Source organism: Mucilaginibacter sp. OK283, from assembly GCF_900110415.1.
Taxonomy (GTDB): Bacteria; Bacteroidota; Bacteroidia; order Sphingobacteriales; family Sphingobacteriaceae; genus Mucilaginibacter.
Map to the genome: position 1 here is coordinate 386,395 of NZ_FODR01000004.1, position 14,819 is coordinate 401,213.

Annotated in this window: 16 protein-coding genes and 1 pseudogene; 2 read left to right on the forward strand and 15 right to left on the reverse strand. The window is 42.7% G+C overall.

The window, feature by feature from the left end; all coding sequences use genetic code 11:
• Positions 1–13: 13 nt before the first annotated feature.
• From BMX56_RS12525 to BMX56_RS12540, 4 genes are all read right to left on the reverse strand, one after another.
• Complete coding sequence (locus tag BMX56_RS12525) at positions 14–625, reverse strand: nucleotide exchange factor GrpE (RefSeq protein WP_255369827.1); 612 nt, start codon at positions 623–625, stop codon at positions 14–16.
• Positions 626–864: 239 nt separating this feature from the next.
• The gene (locus tag BMX56_RS12530; RefSeq protein ID WP_090647474.1) at positions 865–1,545 is read right to left on the reverse strand and encodes a cell division ATP-binding protein FtsE; all 681 of its coding nucleotides are present in this window, start codon (positions 1,543–1,545) and stop codon (positions 865–867) included.
• Positions 1,546–1,550: 5 nt separating this feature from the next.
• Positions 1,551–1,754, reverse strand: a complete 204-nt coding sequence (locus BMX56_RS12535; RefSeq protein ID WP_090647478.1) for a fructose-6-phosphate aldolase — start codon at positions 1,752–1,754, stop codon at positions 1,551–1,553.
• A 109-nt stretch (positions 1,755–1,863) separates the two neighbouring features.
• Positions 1,864–2,889, reverse strand: coding sequence for an acyl-CoA reductase (locus BMX56_RS12540; protein WP_090647482.1), 1,026 nt, complete (start codon positions 2,887–2,889; stop codon positions 1,864–1,866).
• A gap of 101 nt (positions 2,890–2,990) precedes the next feature.
• On the opposite strand from BMX56_RS12540, the gene BMX56_RS12545 reads away from it, so the two are divergent.
• Both BMX56_RS12545 and BMX56_RS12550 read left to right on the forward strand, forming a co-directional pair.
• A complete protein-coding gene (locus BMX56_RS12545) occupies positions 2,991–3,344 on the forward strand; it encodes a 4Fe-4S dicluster domain-containing protein (RefSeq protein WP_090647487.1) in 354 nt (117 codons plus the stop codon).
• A gap of 228 nt (positions 3,345–3,572) precedes the next feature.
• Positions 3,573–4,334 carry a C40 family peptidase gene (locus BMX56_RS12550; protein ID WP_090647491.1) on the forward strand — a complete coding sequence of 254 codons (762 nt, stop codon included), beginning with the start codon at positions 3,573–3,575 and terminating at the stop codon, positions 4,332–4,334.
• A 13-nt stretch (positions 4,335–4,347) separates the two neighbouring features.
• On the opposite strand, the gene BMX56_RS12555 is transcribed toward BMX56_RS12550, so the two are convergent.
• The 11 genes and pseudogenes from BMX56_RS12555 to hisD all read right to left on the reverse strand — a co-directional run bounded on the left by BMX56_RS12555 (position 4,348) and on the right by hisD (position 14,809).
• On the reverse strand, positions 4,348–5,250 hold the full coding sequence (locus tag BMX56_RS12555; protein ID WP_255369828.1) for a WD40 repeat domain-containing protein: 903 nt from the start codon (positions 5,248–5,250) through the stop codon (positions 4,348–4,350).
• Between the two features lie 124 nt (positions 5,251–5,374).
• On the reverse strand, positions 5,375–6,265 hold the full coding sequence (bla, locus tag BMX56_RS12560) for a class A beta-lactamase (protein ID WP_090647495.1): 891 nt from the start codon (positions 6,263–6,265) through the stop codon (positions 5,375–5,377).
• Between the two features lie 92 nt (positions 6,266–6,357).
• A complete protein-coding gene (hisIE, locus tag BMX56_RS12565) occupies positions 6,358–6,945 on the reverse strand; it encodes a bifunctional phosphoribosyl-AMP cyclohydrolase/phosphoribosyl-ATP diphosphatase HisIE (protein ID WP_090647499.1) in 588 nt (195 codons plus the stop codon).
• Positions 6,946–7,297: 352 nt separating this feature from the next.
• Positions 7,298–8,083, reverse strand: a complete 786-nt coding sequence (hisF, locus tag BMX56_RS12570) for an imidazole glycerol phosphate synthase subunit HisF (RefSeq protein ID WP_255369840.1) — start codon at positions 8,081–8,083, stop codon at positions 7,298–7,300.
• Between the two features lie 9 nt (positions 8,084–8,092).
• Positions 8,093–8,440: pseudogene (locus tag BMX56_RS30510) on the reverse strand (endonuclease domain-containing protein); the annotation flags it as partial.
• A 42-nt stretch (positions 8,441–8,482) separates the two neighbouring features.
• The gene (locus tag BMX56_RS12575; protein WP_090647506.1) at positions 8,483–9,232 is read right to left on the reverse strand and encodes a 1-(5-phosphoribosyl)-5-[(5-phosphoribosylamino)methylideneamino]imidazole-4-carboxamide isomerase; all 750 of its coding nucleotides are present in this window, start codon (positions 9,230–9,232) and stop codon (positions 8,483–8,485) included.
• 5 nt (positions 9,233–9,237) lie between these two features.
• Positions 9,238–9,828 carry an imidazole glycerol phosphate synthase subunit HisH gene (gene hisH, locus BMX56_RS12580; RefSeq protein WP_090647509.1) on the reverse strand — a complete coding sequence of 197 codons (591 nt, stop codon included), beginning with the start codon at positions 9,826–9,828 and terminating at the stop codon, positions 9,238–9,240.
• Positions 9,829–9,915: 87 nt separating this feature from the next.
• Entirely contained in the window at positions 9,916–11,058 is a 1,143-nt protein-coding gene (gene hisB / locus BMX56_RS12585) for a bifunctional histidinol-phosphatase/imidazoleglycerol-phosphate dehydratase HisB (protein ID WP_090647512.1), read from the reverse strand.
• Positions 11,051–12,331 (reverse strand): hypothetical protein, encoded by a 1,281-nt coding sequence (locus BMX56_RS12590; protein WP_143065435.1) that lies wholly within the window; start codon positions 12,329–12,331, stop codon positions 11,051–11,053. The genes hisB and BMX56_RS12590 overlap by 8 nt, the downstream gene beginning before the upstream one ends.
• 19 nt (positions 12,332–12,350) lie before the next feature.
• Positions 12,351–13,463, reverse strand: a complete 1,113-nt coding sequence (gene hisC, locus BMX56_RS12595; protein WP_090647519.1) for a histidinol-phosphate transaminase — start codon at positions 13,461–13,463, stop codon at positions 12,351–12,353.
• 50 nt (positions 13,464–13,513) lie between these two features.
• Positions 13,514–14,809 carry a histidinol dehydrogenase gene (gene hisD / locus BMX56_RS12600; protein WP_090647522.1) on the reverse strand — a complete coding sequence of 432 codons (1,296 nt, stop codon included), beginning with the start codon at positions 14,807–14,809 and terminating at the stop codon, positions 13,514–13,516.
• Positions 14,810–14,819 lie beyond the last annotated feature (10 nt).

Sequence of the window (14,819 nt, forward strand, 5' to 3'; positions counted from 1 at the left end):
ATCCGAAATGCATTTACGCTCCTACAATTACTTTGGCAAAGCGTATAACCCTGTCTTTAAGGGTGTAGCCTTTTTCCATTTCGTCGATAACCTTGCCTTTAAGGTCATCGGTAGGGGCGGGTATATTAGTAATTGCTTCCTGTAGGTCGGCATCAAACGGAGCACCTATTGATTCCATTTCTTTTAAACCTTTTTGGGCAAGTATGTTTTTTAATTTGTTTTGTATCAGGGTTACACCTTCTTTAACCGGGGCCACGTCTACAGCTTTTTCCATAGAGCGTTGTGCACGCTCAAAATCGTCTAAAACGGGTAACAGGGCAATAATTAAGTCCTTGCCTTCAGTTTCACGGGCTTCGGCGCGTTCTTTTTGGGTGCGCCTGCGGAAGTTGTCAAATTCGGCATACAAACGTAAATATTTATCATTGGCCTGTGCCAGTTCGGCCTTTAATTTATCTTCTGCAGTAGGGCCTGGTATTTCCTCGGTTTCAACAGCCTCAACAGTTTCTGCCTGTTGGTCTTTCAGTTGTTGTTCTTCGGCTAAATTTTCCTGCGTAGGCTCATTAATATTTTCAGGGGTATCCATATTTTCTTTCTTCTTTTTCTTCAACATGTCGTTAAATTTCATAGCTGATAGTGCCAATCAAGTATCCTGCCATAGCCGTAAAGCCGACAAGGTGTCAGTGGTATGTTTTATAACAGGCAGGAGTGGCGCAATATGCGCAAGGCTGACAGGATTATTTGTCTGATTCTTTTTGTCTGAAGCGGAGGTTATCTGAACCGGAATTAAACGAATTTGTTGAATTAATAGAATTTTAAAATTCCGGCCATTCTTTAATTCGTTTAATTCCGGTTCAGAAAAAAAGACTATATCACCGCATCCTCCAAAACCTTACCATTCTCGCACTTAATAATGCGCGATGGGAAAGTGCGGATGATATGATAATCGTGGGTGGCAATTAACACTGCGGTACCCGATTGGCTGATCTGTTTTAGGAGCAGTACAATCTCTTCAGAAGTTTCGGGGTCAAGGTTACCGGTTGGTTCGTCGGCCAATATAATTTCGGGGTTGTTAAGCAGGGCGCGGGCAATTACCACGCGTTGCTGCTCGCCGCCGGATAGCTCATGCGGCATCTTTTTAAGTTTAGAACGCAGGCCAACTTTTTCCAGTACGTCAAGGGTACGTTCGGCTATCAACTTTTTGTCTTTCCAGCCGGTGGCGCGCATAACAAAAAGCAGGTTTTGCTCTATGGAGCGATCTGTCAATAATTGAAAATCCTGGAAAACTATACCCAGCTTGCGGCGTAAATAGGGCACATCCCGGCCCGATAGCTTGCTTAACTCGTACCCGCAGGCATGCCCGGTACCAGCTTTTATGCCCAGGTCGCCGTAAATAACTTTAAGCAGGCTGCTTTTGCCCGATCCGGTAGAGCCTATAAGCCATACAAAATCACCTTTATCAACATGCAGGTTTACGTTTGACAGTACCAGGTGTGCCTGCTGAAAAATATCAACACCATTTAGCTTTATAATAGAGTTCCCAATCATCTTTTTTATAGCTCTAATTTCAGGATCTGCCCGAAAGGTAAATCCTTAATAATATTCATAATATATTCCGACTTATCCGCCAACCCAACCTTATCCAACGATTTATCGGGCCTGTCTACCCTGAAATAAGCCAGCAACGTAAACTTATCATCCCGCAGCTGTACATAATCGGGTATTTTGGCAACGCCTTTAACTTTTATAATATACATTTTTTAAGGTGAAAGGTTAAAGGTAAAAGGAGAAAGGTAAAAGCACCCGGTACAACCTTTTGCCTTTTACCTTTCGGCTTTCGCCTCAAAAACCAAAGGTATTGTTATTTTAAAGATTTGACAAAAATTCCATTGTATCAATCCCATCGGCATAATCCCATAATGCGGGGTGCTGGCTTTGGCCGAAGCTTACCACCTGGCTGGCTACATTAATGGTGGCATTGGTAACAATACACTGAATATTGTCGCTTTGTTTTTGTAATAGTTCCTGCGCCTGGGCAAGATCGTCGTAATAGCTAAAATACAGCACGGCCAGTGGCGATGCCAGTCTGTCATCCTCCTTTACCATCAAAAAACCGTTATCAAGATGCTTGTCGCTGTTTACCAGGTAGATGGATTTGTTATAATCGTAATTGTTGTTGTACTTGTGGTGATGGATGATGGCCTTATGATCTTCAATCGATTCAAAAAAGAAATTGAAATTATAATCCTTCGGCACCAGCAACTTACTCACATTGCGGCAACCCAAGCCATAATAATCAAAAATGTCATGGCCAAGGTTAAACAGTTGTTCTGCCGTTTCATCGCCGGTTAGCAGGGCAATACTATTCCTGTTTTTACGGATGATGTTAGGCACTTTGCCAAAGTAGTAATCAAAATAGCGCGAGCTATTATTGCTTCCGGTGGCTATAACAGCATCAAAATCCGCCAAACGCTCTATAAAACTAAATTGGCTGGCAAAGGTGCCATCAATGGCCACTAACCGTTCTAAAACAGTTTTTATCAGGCGGGCATCCTGTGATGATGCTTTGATTAGCGCATGATTGCCGGATGCCAGCACGCACAACACATCATGAAAACCAACCAGCGGGATATTTCCTGCCAAAATAAGGCCCACTTTTTTGCCCGGGGCGTCATTTTCAAGATTGTATTTTGCGAGCCAGGTTTTCAAATCGTCCTCGTTAAGCATTTTACCTATGGCGGTTACGGCTTGCAAAACACTTTCGGGCGTAAACCAGGCGTTATGGTAGCGTTCGTCTTCAATGATGGCCATTAATTGCGCATCGGGTGCAATTAACTGCTTTCCTAAGGTCGAAAATGAGTTTATGGAATTTTTTATGTTAAATTTTGACATATATATGGTGAGGATTTAAACCCCTAAAGCCTTTTTTTGTTATATTTGTGCGCTTGTAAATTACGGGCAAAGTTAATTGAGATTATTATATATTTAGAAATATGGCGATTAAAATCACCGATGAATGCATAAACTGCGGAGCCTGCGAGCCGGAGTGCCCCAATAATGCAATTTATGATGCTGGTGCGGCATGGCGCTTTAGCGACGGTACCGGCCTTAAAGGAATTATTGATTTTGGAGATGGCAATACTTTAAATGCCGAGGAAACTCAGGCTGCCCTGTCCGACGAGATATATTATATAGTGCCTGATAAGTGTACCGAGTGCGTTGGTTTTCATGACGAACCACAATGTGCTGCTGTATGCCCGGTTGATTGCTGCGTAGATGATGAAGATATCCGCGAAACACAGGAAGAGTTGTTAGCCAAGAAAGATTGGCTGCATATGAATGAATAATTTTATAAAAAAAATATTTTGAAAAGGGATTAGCTTGCTGATCCCTTTTTTTTGCTTGTTTTTTAAATAAAATTATTTGGCGTTTAATAATTTAATAAATTAGCCTTGTAAATTTTAGCTTTAATCTCCTCCACAGCTAAAATATATCTTGAAAACCAATTAAAACGGTGTAATTATTGATCGCTTATTGCATCTTAGTTACATTAATTTTTGCATTTAATCTGATCTATGGAATATGGTATTTGTAACCTTGCTGTAATCCCGCTTCGCGCTTTGCCTGATGACAGGAGCGAACAGGTATCGCAGGTGTTATTTGGCGAAACTTTTGAAATTAAGGAGTGGGCCGAACGCTGGGTTAAAATTGTTACAACAACTGATAATTATACGGGCTGGATAGGCAGGCTGCAATTTGCCATGTTCGGGCATGTAGCCTATAAAAGCCAACAAAATATGCCTCCGCCTTTAACTTACCGGGCGGTTACCCAGGCCTGGAAAATTATTGATAACTCAATACTTTATTTGCCTGCAGGCAGCTCACTTGCCGGTTTAAAGGGAACAACCTGCAAAATAGGGAATGATAAATTCGAGATCATTGGCGAAATAGGCGAAAAGGAAGATATTGCAACTACGGCCAAATCGTTTTTAAACGCGCCTTATTTATGGGGGGGGCGTACTCATTTTGGCATCGATTGCTCGGGCTTTACACAGGTGGTATTTAATCTTAATAAAATAAAAATAAAACGCGATGCAAGTCAACAAGCCCTTGAAGGCGAAAAAGTTGACAGTTTAAACAACGCCCGTCTGGGCGATCTGGCTTTTTTTAATAATACCGAAGGACGTGTAACCCATGTGGGTATTTTATTAAACGGCGGACAAATAATTCATGCTTCAGGAAAGGTGAAAATAGACCCTATTGATAACGACGGCATTTATTCGGAAGAGTTAAAGCGTCACACACACAATTTGCATAGCATCCGGAGGTTTTTTTAAGCAGGAGCGTACGTTAAAATTTTATATCCCAAATAAAAATATTTTTATCATCACTTACTGATAATAGCTGATCTCCATTCCATGCCAGTTTATTTATTGACAGCGGATGGCTTGGGTATCCTTTTTCGCGGCTGATGATCTTGTACAGTTTAAAATCATCGGCTCCCCAAATTTTAATGCTTTTATCCATGCTGGCTGTAGCAAAATAAGGCTGGGTAGGGTGGAAGAGAATATGGTTAACAGCAAACAAATGTGCCGGGATGTTTTTAACCAGCTGGTACGATATTGTATCCCAGATTTTAACCTGTGCATCACGGCCGCCGGATACTAAGTAAGCGCCATCGGTGCTGTAAGCCAAGGCAAAAACCGACATGGTATGCCCATGCAGTGCTTTAACTAAAGTGTAATCCTCTAAATCGTAAATTTTAACCACGTTATCCCTGCAGCCAAAAGCAACCTGTTTTTCATCGGGCGAAACCGCTATACAACGTACTGTATCGGCGGATACTTTGATGCTGTGCACCATATCCAATGTGGCAAGGCCCCATACCGACACTGTGCCATCCTCAGAAGCTATCAGCAGCTCTTTTTTACCATTGACAGACTTGATATCAAACACCGGTTTTAGATGATAATTAAGTGACTTGATAACCTTTTGCTGTATAAAATCAAAAACCAGCACCTGGCCGCTGCGCAGGCCCGCAAACATTAACGGGTAACCCGCCGGGCAATGAATGGCGTAAATTGATGCATTAACCGGGAACATCACTTTAATGAAGGCGTTTGTTTTCAGGCTCCACTCCACCAATCCTTTATCATTGCCGCCGGTAAATAGTATTCCCGGTTTTTGTGATAGCTCCAAAGTGAAAATGGGGTTGCCATGCCCGGTAAGTTCGGCTATTTTTTCTGCAATCATTATGTTAGTATCAAGTAGCAAGTATCAAGTAGCAAGATTTTTAATTTGCAGTTGATATTGGGCTATAAGCAAAAGTAAGATTTTTGACGGAGATGAGTTGTTTTGATATTAGCCTTGACGTAATCTATTTTATGGCTTCGTCATAGGCGGCCTTTGCTATGCGGGCAATAACCAATTCGCGGGCTTTTAAATCAACGGGCGAATTGGTAACCAAAATGGCAATAGCCAGGTGATTACCGTTAGGTAGTGTAATAATACCGGTATCGTTGGTAGCTGCCGAAATCCCTTTTTCGTTGGTGCCCGAGCGGCCGGTTTTATGGTATACTATTGTACCAACAGGCAGCAAGCCTTTAATCTGGTTGGGGCCGGTTGAGGTTTCCTGCATGATTTTCCATAAATAGGTGTGGCTGGCCGCCGAAAGGAAATTAGGCTTAAATGCTACGTTCAATAAATGCGTAAGCTCGGAGGCCATCACCCAATCGGTAAACTGCACATCCCAGGCCTGCGCCATTTGATATTCGGAGGCTTTTATCGAGAAGTTTTTGATCCCGATATGGTGAATATAGGCCTCTACCGCATCCGTTCCGCCTAAAACTTTTAAAAGCTTGTCGCAGGCAACATTGTCACTTAACGATACCATATAGCTAAGCAACTCCCTTATCGAAACATCCACATTTGCCGCCGGATATTTATCCTGCAAGGGGCTGTATGTTTTAAATAAATCGCTTTTATCCAGGCGAACCAGCTGATCTAATGTGAATTTCCCTTCGTCAATCTCGTGCAAAACGGTAATGGCAATCGGGAACTTCATCACACTCTGCATTGGCTGGCGCAGGTAGCCGTTATATGTTAACGTATCACCCGTTTCAAGGTTTAATACCGAAACCCCAATAGTACCTTTTGCATCCTTCGCAATTTCGGCAATCTTCTCCCTAAGCCTATCTTGTTGCGCATTGGCATTGCCAATAAAAAAGAAACAAAACAGCAAAATATAAAAAACAACAGACCTCACCATAAGTTTCCCTAATGACTAATGACTAATGACTAATGACTAATGACTAATGACTAATGACTAATGACTAATGACTAATGACTAATGACTAATGACTATTTATGCCTGTTTTCCAGGTTCTTAGCTATCGTTTCCAACGTCAGTCCCTTTTCGCGAAGCAAAACCAACAGGTGAAAAACCAGGTCAGACGACTCATTAATCAAGTCGGTTTCTGTTTCGGCCAAAGCGGCTATAACGGTTTCAACGCCTTCTTCACCAACCTTTTGAGCTATTTTGTTGAGTCCCTTATTCCGCAGCTTATTTACATATGATCCTTCCACCGGATTTTCGTATCTATCGGCAATAATGTTTTCCAGCTCCAAAATAAAGTTTTGATTATAGCCGGTGTTAAAACAACTGCGCGAGCCGGTATGGCAGGTAGGGCCATCAGCTTTAACTTTAATCAGCAAAGTATCATTATCGCAATCAATGCTGATGTTTTTTACATGCAAAAAGTTGCTGCTGGTTTCGCCCTTGGTCCACAGGCGGTTTTTTGAGCGGGAGAAAAATGTAACTATATTTTCCTGTACGGTTTTATCATAAGCCTCCTGGTTCATGTAGCCCAGCATCAGCACCTCTAAGGTTTGCTCGTCCTGTATAATAACCGGTACTAAACCGTCTGTTTTGTTGAAATCTATATTCATTGTATCTGTTGTTCTGGTTCCTGCTCCAGGTTGCCAGGTTCGTGTTATATTCAATCAAATTCGGGGGCGTGTGAGCCCTGAGCGCTGGCCGGGGTGTGTTCTACACCATGCATCTACGTCTCTCCCGCTGACTGTGTCCTCACAGGCAGCTACCTCACGTGTGAGTGTAAGGGCGTTACCTTTGGCCCGGGCTTTACGCTCATACTGCACAGGCCTTAATCACGGGCCGGTATCCGCTGCAATCCCTAACGCGGGTAGAAGAGTTATTGCCGGTTGCCAGGTTCGTGGTTCGGGTAAAACGTTTGTTTTAAAACTAACAACGCCCGAGCCTCGCCACCTGAACCCCGCCACCCTATATCCTCACCTCTATATTATTGCTCTTCAATACCGCTTTCAAATCCGGAATCAATATCTCGCCATAGTGAAATACCGACGCTGCTAAAGCTGCATCAATATTTGTTTTTTCAAATACGTCAACAAAGTGCTGTACCGAACCTGCCCCGCCCGAGGCTATTACAGGGATGTGTACCGCATCGTTCACAATTTTTAATAGCTTGTTATCAAAACCAGCTTTTGTACCATCATGATCCATTGATGTAAGCAAAATTTCGCCGGCACCACGGCTTTCGGCTTCCATGATCCACTCTAACGTTTCGCGTTCAGTAGGTAATCTGCCGCCATTCAGGTGTACAATGTTTTTGTCGCCAATGCCGCGGGTGTCTACAGCAATTACCACAAACTGAACGCCAAATGCCTTGGCCAGTTCATCAATTAAAGCCGGATTACGTACCGCTGCCGAGTTGATCGAGATCTTATCTGCACCGGCGTTTAAAAGTGCATCGGCATCGGCAATTTCGTTAATACCGCCACCAATGGTAAAAGGGATATTTATTTGCCTGGCCACGGCTTTCACCAGGTCCACCATAGTTTTACGGCGCTCAACAGTTGCGGTAATATCCAGGAATACCAGTTCGTCGGCTCCCTGGCGCGAATAGTTCCAGGCCAGTTCAACTGGGTCGCCAGCGTCGCGCAGGTCAACAAAGTTTACGCCTTTTACGGTGCGACCGTCTTTAACGTCTAAACAAGGGATAATTCGCTTGGCGAGCCCCCCCCGCCCCCTGAAGGGGGAGCCTTTGATTTGCGTGGTTATTTGTTCCAATACTTTATTAAGATTATTAAAGATTTGATCATTTGTAAATCGTATTACCTTTAGGCCGTCAAGTTCTAAATTGCGCTGCCGTTCAATATCGTTTTGAGCTACCTCTGGTTGCAAATGGATGCCGCCGTCTAGTTCGATAACTAACAACTTATGTTGATGGCAATAAAAATCAGCTACGTAAATACCAAGAGGGTGTTGGCGTCTAAATTTTACGCCTAATTGTTTGCCTTTCAGATATCCCCAAAGTAGTTCCTCAGTAGCAGTCATCCGATAACGAAGTTCCTCTGCATTCCTAAAGATAGGAGCACCAGCGCCCAAAAACATCTTTTTCTTCATGTTTTATGCAACTATGGTTCCCCCTTTAGGGGGTTAGGGGGCTTAAATTGAAATCAATGCCTCTAAATTCCAGTTTTTTACATCTTCGATAGTTACCCTGTTCTCATAGATCGCTTTACCTACAACTACCGATTCTACCTTCAAACGGCTCAGTTTCTCTACGTCATCCATCGAGCTTACACCTCCGGATGCTATCAGTTTAATGAAAGGCGAATGGTCGAGCAGTTTTTCGTAAAGCTCAATACCCGCGCCGCCCAGTTTGCCGTCTTTGTTGATATCGGTACATAAAAAACGGAAAAATCCTAAGGCAAGGCATTTATCAACGTAGTCCATCAGTTTAATAGGTGAGCTTTCCATCCAGCCTGAGTATTTGATCACTTCGTCCAACACATCTATTGCGATAACCACCTGGTCGGAACACTTGTCGCGGCCGCAAATCTCTTTGCCTAATTGGGGCAAAAATTCGGGGTTGGTTAATGCCTGTGTGCCCACAATAACCCGGTGAACGCCCGAATCAATCAACTCTTTTACTTTTTCGATGCTGCGGATACCGCCACCGTATTGCACCTTCATGTCGGTTTTACGGATCACATCAAACAGGTATTGCTGGTTGCTGAAATCGTTTTTAGCGCCGTTCAGGTCAATAATATGGATAAAGTTGGTGCCATTGCTTTGGTAACGCTCAATCATTTCTTCGAGCGTTACATCATATTCTGTTACCTGTTGGTAATCACCCTCACGTAGCCTAACTACTTTTTTATTCAGAATATCGATAGCGGGAATTATGTACATGTCTTTTATATTTTTGAAAAGTTTGTTAAAAGTGTTTCGCCGTACACTCCCGATTTTTCGGGGTGAAATTGTACGCCATAAAAATTATCCCGCCAAATTGATGCCGAAAATTCATTGTTATAATTGGCCGATAGTAAAGTGTACGCTTTATCATACTCAATAAAGTATGAATGTACAAAGTAAAAATGTGATCCTGACGGTATATTTTCAAATAATGGGTTTTCCTTTTCGGGATAAACCTGGTTCCAGCCGGTATGCGGTACCTTGTATAAATTGCTGTCCTTAAACCTTAAAGTTTTAATAGGGAACAGGCCAAGCAGGGTAGAATCTCCCTCTTCCGAGTAGGAGGTGAGTAACTGCATTCCCACACAAATGCCCAAAGTGGGCTTTTTTAGCGCTTTAATCGTGGGAACCAATCCTGTCGACTCCAATTTGCTCATGGCTGCGCCCGCATGTCCAACACCAGGGATGATATATCGGTCGTACTTATCAAAATCTTCTTCGCTATTGATCATGCCGTAAGGTATGCTCAACCGCTCCAACGCCGCTGTAAGCGAAAAAATATTACCGGCGCCGTATCTTATTATACCAATCATTTAGTTTGCAGTTATTAGTTTGCATTGAGCTGCAGTTTTAATTGACAATGCTTTTTCACTGCCTACTGAAAACTGCCTGCTGCCAACTTAAAGTAATCCTTTGGTCGATGGTAAAACCATCTTATTTACATCACGTTTAACGGCCATTTTTATTGCCTTCGCAAAGGCTTTAAATATAGCTTCTATTTTATGATGTTCGTTCTGTCCTTCGGCTTTTATATTCAAATTGCATTTTGCCGCGTCGCTAAATGATTTGAAGAAATGGTAAAACATTTCGGTGGGCACATCTCCAACTTTTTCGCGTTTAAATTCGGCATCCCAAACTATCCAGTTACGGCCGCCAAAATCAATAGCTGCCTGCGCCAGGCAATCGTCCATAGGCAGGCAAAAACCATAGCGTTCAATACCCATTTTGTTGCCTAAAGCAGTGGCGAAAATCTCGCCTAAAGCGATGCCCGTATCTTCAACAGTGTGGTGTTCATCAATATGCAGATCGCCTTTGGCAATCACTTCCAGGTCGATGCTGCCATGGCGGGCAATCTGATCCAGCATGTGGTCAAAAAAATGCAGGCCGGTTGATACTTTGGCTTCGCCGGTACCATCCAGGTTTATTTTGATGTAGATATCAGTTTCTTTGGTGCTGCGGCGATGCTCAACCACGCGTTCTCCCAGTTTTAGAAATTCGTAGATTTTTTGCCAGTCGGTAGTTTCCAATGCGATGGTATCGCCAATATGATCTGCTTCGGTAAATTCGCCACCACCTAAGTTAGATTGGTTATTTAACCAGATTGCTTTGGCACCCAGGTTTTTAGCAAGCAGCACATCGTTTTTCCTATCGCCGATGGTGAAAGAATTTTTAAGGTCGTATTTCTCTGTGTTAAGGTATTGCGTAAGCAAGGCAGTTCCCGGTTTACGGGTAGGGGCTTTGTCGGCCGCAAAGGTGCGGTCGATAATTTGGTTGGCAAACTTTACGCCCTCGCTTTCAAATGTTTTGAGGATAAAGTTATGCACCGGCCAAAAAGTATCTTCGGGATAAACGGCGGTACCTAAACCATCCTGGTTGGTAACCATTACCAGTTCAAAATCAAGTTCTTTGGCTATTTTGGGCAGGTAAGTTAACGCCCCGGGGTAAAAAGTAAGTTTTTCGAACGAATCGATTTGCTCGTCCGGCGTTTCGTTAATCATGGTACCATCACGATCAACAAAGAGTATTTTTTTTGATTTATCCATTTAAGATATCTTTTATGTTGAATTCCATACTTCGGAGTTTATTTTTTAAATAAACATCGGCCGTAATTGAATTGCTGGATTTAACTTTAATTTGGCTGCCACTTAGCGTGATCTTCTGCAGCCAAAGGTATATTTGGGAGTTTTCTGCTTTGCCTATTTGTACCTTTCCCGATTTGCCCGAGGTTTTATCTAATACCGTAAAATAAATAGGGCTCTCTTCTTCCATGCTACGGGAAAAATAGCTGACTATTAATTTGTATCGTTTATTTTCAATCACTTCATATACTAATTCCGTGTCCAGGCCCTTTTGTTTTATCTCTTGTATAGTACTTTCAATGATCTCGCTGTCAAGTTTATCGATGTGAGCAATATCCCTTAAGCCATTTACAATAACATCGAATACAGTCTGTTCTTTTTCAGCGTCACTTTGCTGTAAGTACCTATCATAGTCTATCACTGAAAGGCCATTTATATACCAATGATCAAGAGTAAATGATCGCTCCAGGCATACATCCATCGTTTTGCAAACCTGGATATATAAATGGTGATACACAGGGCATAACAAATTTTTACTTCTTAAAATGTTCAAAAAGATCTCGCAATACTGATATGCATATGGGTAAAGAGCTTTTGCTCCCAAATCGAAATCATATACCCTGAAATCCCTAATCCTTTTGTCTTTAACCTTATTTGATCCCGATCTTTCCTCTCTTAAATCAATTGCGTGCTTTAAGGTATCCGCTTTGGATTTTGCTGCAAGTTTAATATTTTCTGATTCAAGAAAATTAGTGCTGATTTGACTTTTTAATAAGAGTAATACATTTTTAAATGTCTCAAAATCAAAAAGGTCGTCTTTTTTTAGCTTTGATTTAACAATTGAGCCCGCTTCAAGATATTTGTCAATCAACACGTGTGCTAAATCAATTTCAGATAGGTTTTTATATTGGTTGTCAACCTCAAACTGATGTTCATATTTTTTTTGATCGGCCTTATCTAAATGCTCGGAAAACTCAAACGCTTTTAAACTAACATCGATCTTTTTATAACGTCTGTTTAAAAAGGAAGATGGAAGAGTTTCGAACACTTTTTTAAAATCATTCTCAATTCCAACAACACCAGGCAAAACATATAGTGGGGAATAAAAGAATGTTAACCAAAATTCATTGAACGAAGATGCGAACCCAGAACTATCCAATCTGTTTTGGATGATCGCAACAAGATATTCGAGGTTTCCTTTTAATCCTCCTCCATATCGTCCAGCTGTACTTGGCATTAAATAAATCTTCATTCAATTAAAGTAACGAGGGGCCAAAATTCTGTAGGGTGTCCAATAATATGGTGTTTTCTTCGGGGGTGCCCACGGTAATGCGTAAGCTGCCCTCGCACAAATCAATTTTTGAGCGGTTGCGTACGATGATGCCTTTACCCACTAAAAATTTATAAATACCGTTGGCATCAGTAGTTTTCACCAAAATGAAGTTGGCATCTGATGGATAAATATCTACCACAAAATCAAATTCCTTTAAAGCGAGTACCAGCCTGTCGCGTTGTAAAAGGGTTTCTTTTATCCAGCCATTTACCTGGTCAACGTTTGTCAGGGCTTCTAATGCCAGTTGCTGCGATGACTCGTTAACGTTGTAAGGTGGTTTAACTTTATTCATCACCTCGATAATCTCTTCGCTGGCAAAGGCCATCCCAACACGAAGGCCAGCCAGGCCCCATGCTTTGGATAAGGTTTGCATCACCACTAAATTGGCATATTCGGTAAGTTCCTGAATAAAAGTTTTTTGACGGCTGAAATTGATGTAGGCTTCATCAACCACTACAATACCATTAAAGTTTGCCAGCAATGTTTCAACATCCGCGCGGTTAATGGAATTGCCCGTTGGGTTATTTGGCGAACATATAAATATCAGTTTGGTATGCTCGTCGATAGCTTCGGCAATGCCTTCTAAGTTCAGCTGATAATCTTCGGTCAGCAAAACCTTGCGGGCCTCCACATCATTGATGTTGGCCGATACCTCGTACATACCATACGTAGGGGGCACCAGGATCACGTTATCAACACCTGGGTTGCAAAAGCTGCGGAAAAGGATATCGATAGCTTCATCGCTGCCGTTTCCTATAAATATGTTACGCGCAGGTACGCCCTTGATCTCGCTTAACCGCATTTTAATGGCGTATTGCATAGGATCAGGGTAGCGGTTAAATTGCTTTGCTAATGGTGAACCGTAGGCATTTTCATTTGCATCTAAAAAAACACTGGCCTCGCCCTGGTACTCATCACGTGCCGATGAATAGGGGACAAGCTTTTTGATGTTCTCTCTGAGTAGGCCCCCCAGCCCCCTAAAGGGGGAGTTTCCATCGGGGCCACTATAGTATTGTTGTTTTAATTCTTCACTCATTTTAATAAATCTTAATTTGCGTACCTAAAGCTTTAGGACGTAATCCCCCTTTAGGGGGTTTGGGGGCTTTTTCTAACACTTACCGCATTCCTGTGCGCATGCAATCCTTCCATCTCGGCCAAAATTTCAACCGTGTGGCCAATATTTTGAATTCCCTCGCGGGTGATGTGCTGGAACGTGATTTTTTTTACAAAAGAATCTACCGATACGCCCGAGTAAGCCCTTGCGTAACTGCTGGTTGGCAAAGTATGGTTGGTACCCGATGCATAATCTCCGGCGCTCTCTGGCGTTAAATTGCCCAGGAAAACCGAGCCCGCATTAATGATACTTCCGGTTATCTGCTCCCAGCTGTGTGTTGCCAATATTAAGTGTTCAGGCGCATACCGGTTACTGAAATCCATGGCTTCGGCCAGGCTGGATGTTACTACAATGTAGGAGTTATCCAACGCTAAACCGGCAATTTCGGCCCTTGGTAATACGGGTAATTGTTTTTCTATTTCTGCCAAAGTCGCTTCCGCAATGGTAGCCGATGTGCAAACCAACACCGATTGACTGTCAATACCATGCTCGGCCTGCGCCAATAAATCGGCAGCTATATAAGCCGGAATAGCGGTATCATCTGCAATAACCAATACTTCTGACGGGCCTGCCGGCATATCGATAGCCGTAGTAGTAGTAGACTGAATAAGCGTTTTAGCTTTGGTTACAAACTGGTTGCCGGGGCCAAATATCTTATCAACCTTAGCAATGCTTTCTGTACCGTAAGCCATTGCTGCTATGGCCTGTGAGCCACCAACTAAATAAATTTTATCGATTCCTAACAATAGCGCCACATAGGCTATAAAAGCATTTACCTTGCCGCTTTTTTGCGGAGGCGAGCAAACAACAATTTCATGGCAGCCTGCAATGCGCGCCGGGATGCCCAGCATTAAAAATGTGCTTGGCAAAACAGCAGATCCGCCGGGGATATATAAACCAACTTTTTCAATCGGCCTTAACTCGCGCCAGCATGTAACGCCGGGCATGGTTTCTACCTTATCCTCGGTTTTTAGCTGTGTTTGGTGGAATTTGTAAATATTGCTGTAAGCGGTTTCCAGGGCATTTTTTTGCTCTGGCGTAATAGCTTCAGCCAGTTCCTCCAACTCGGCCTTATCCAAAAAAAGCTTAGTTAGCGCTACCTTATCAAACTTTTGGGCATAGTCAATCAGGGCGCTGTCGCCGTGCTGCTGCACGTTGGCAATCACTTCCTCCACAACAGCACGAATCTCATTTGCCGGGTCAACATTACGCTGAACCAGTTTCTGGATATCTTTTGCAGTAAGTTCTGAATACTTAAATAGTTTCATAGAGCCCCTA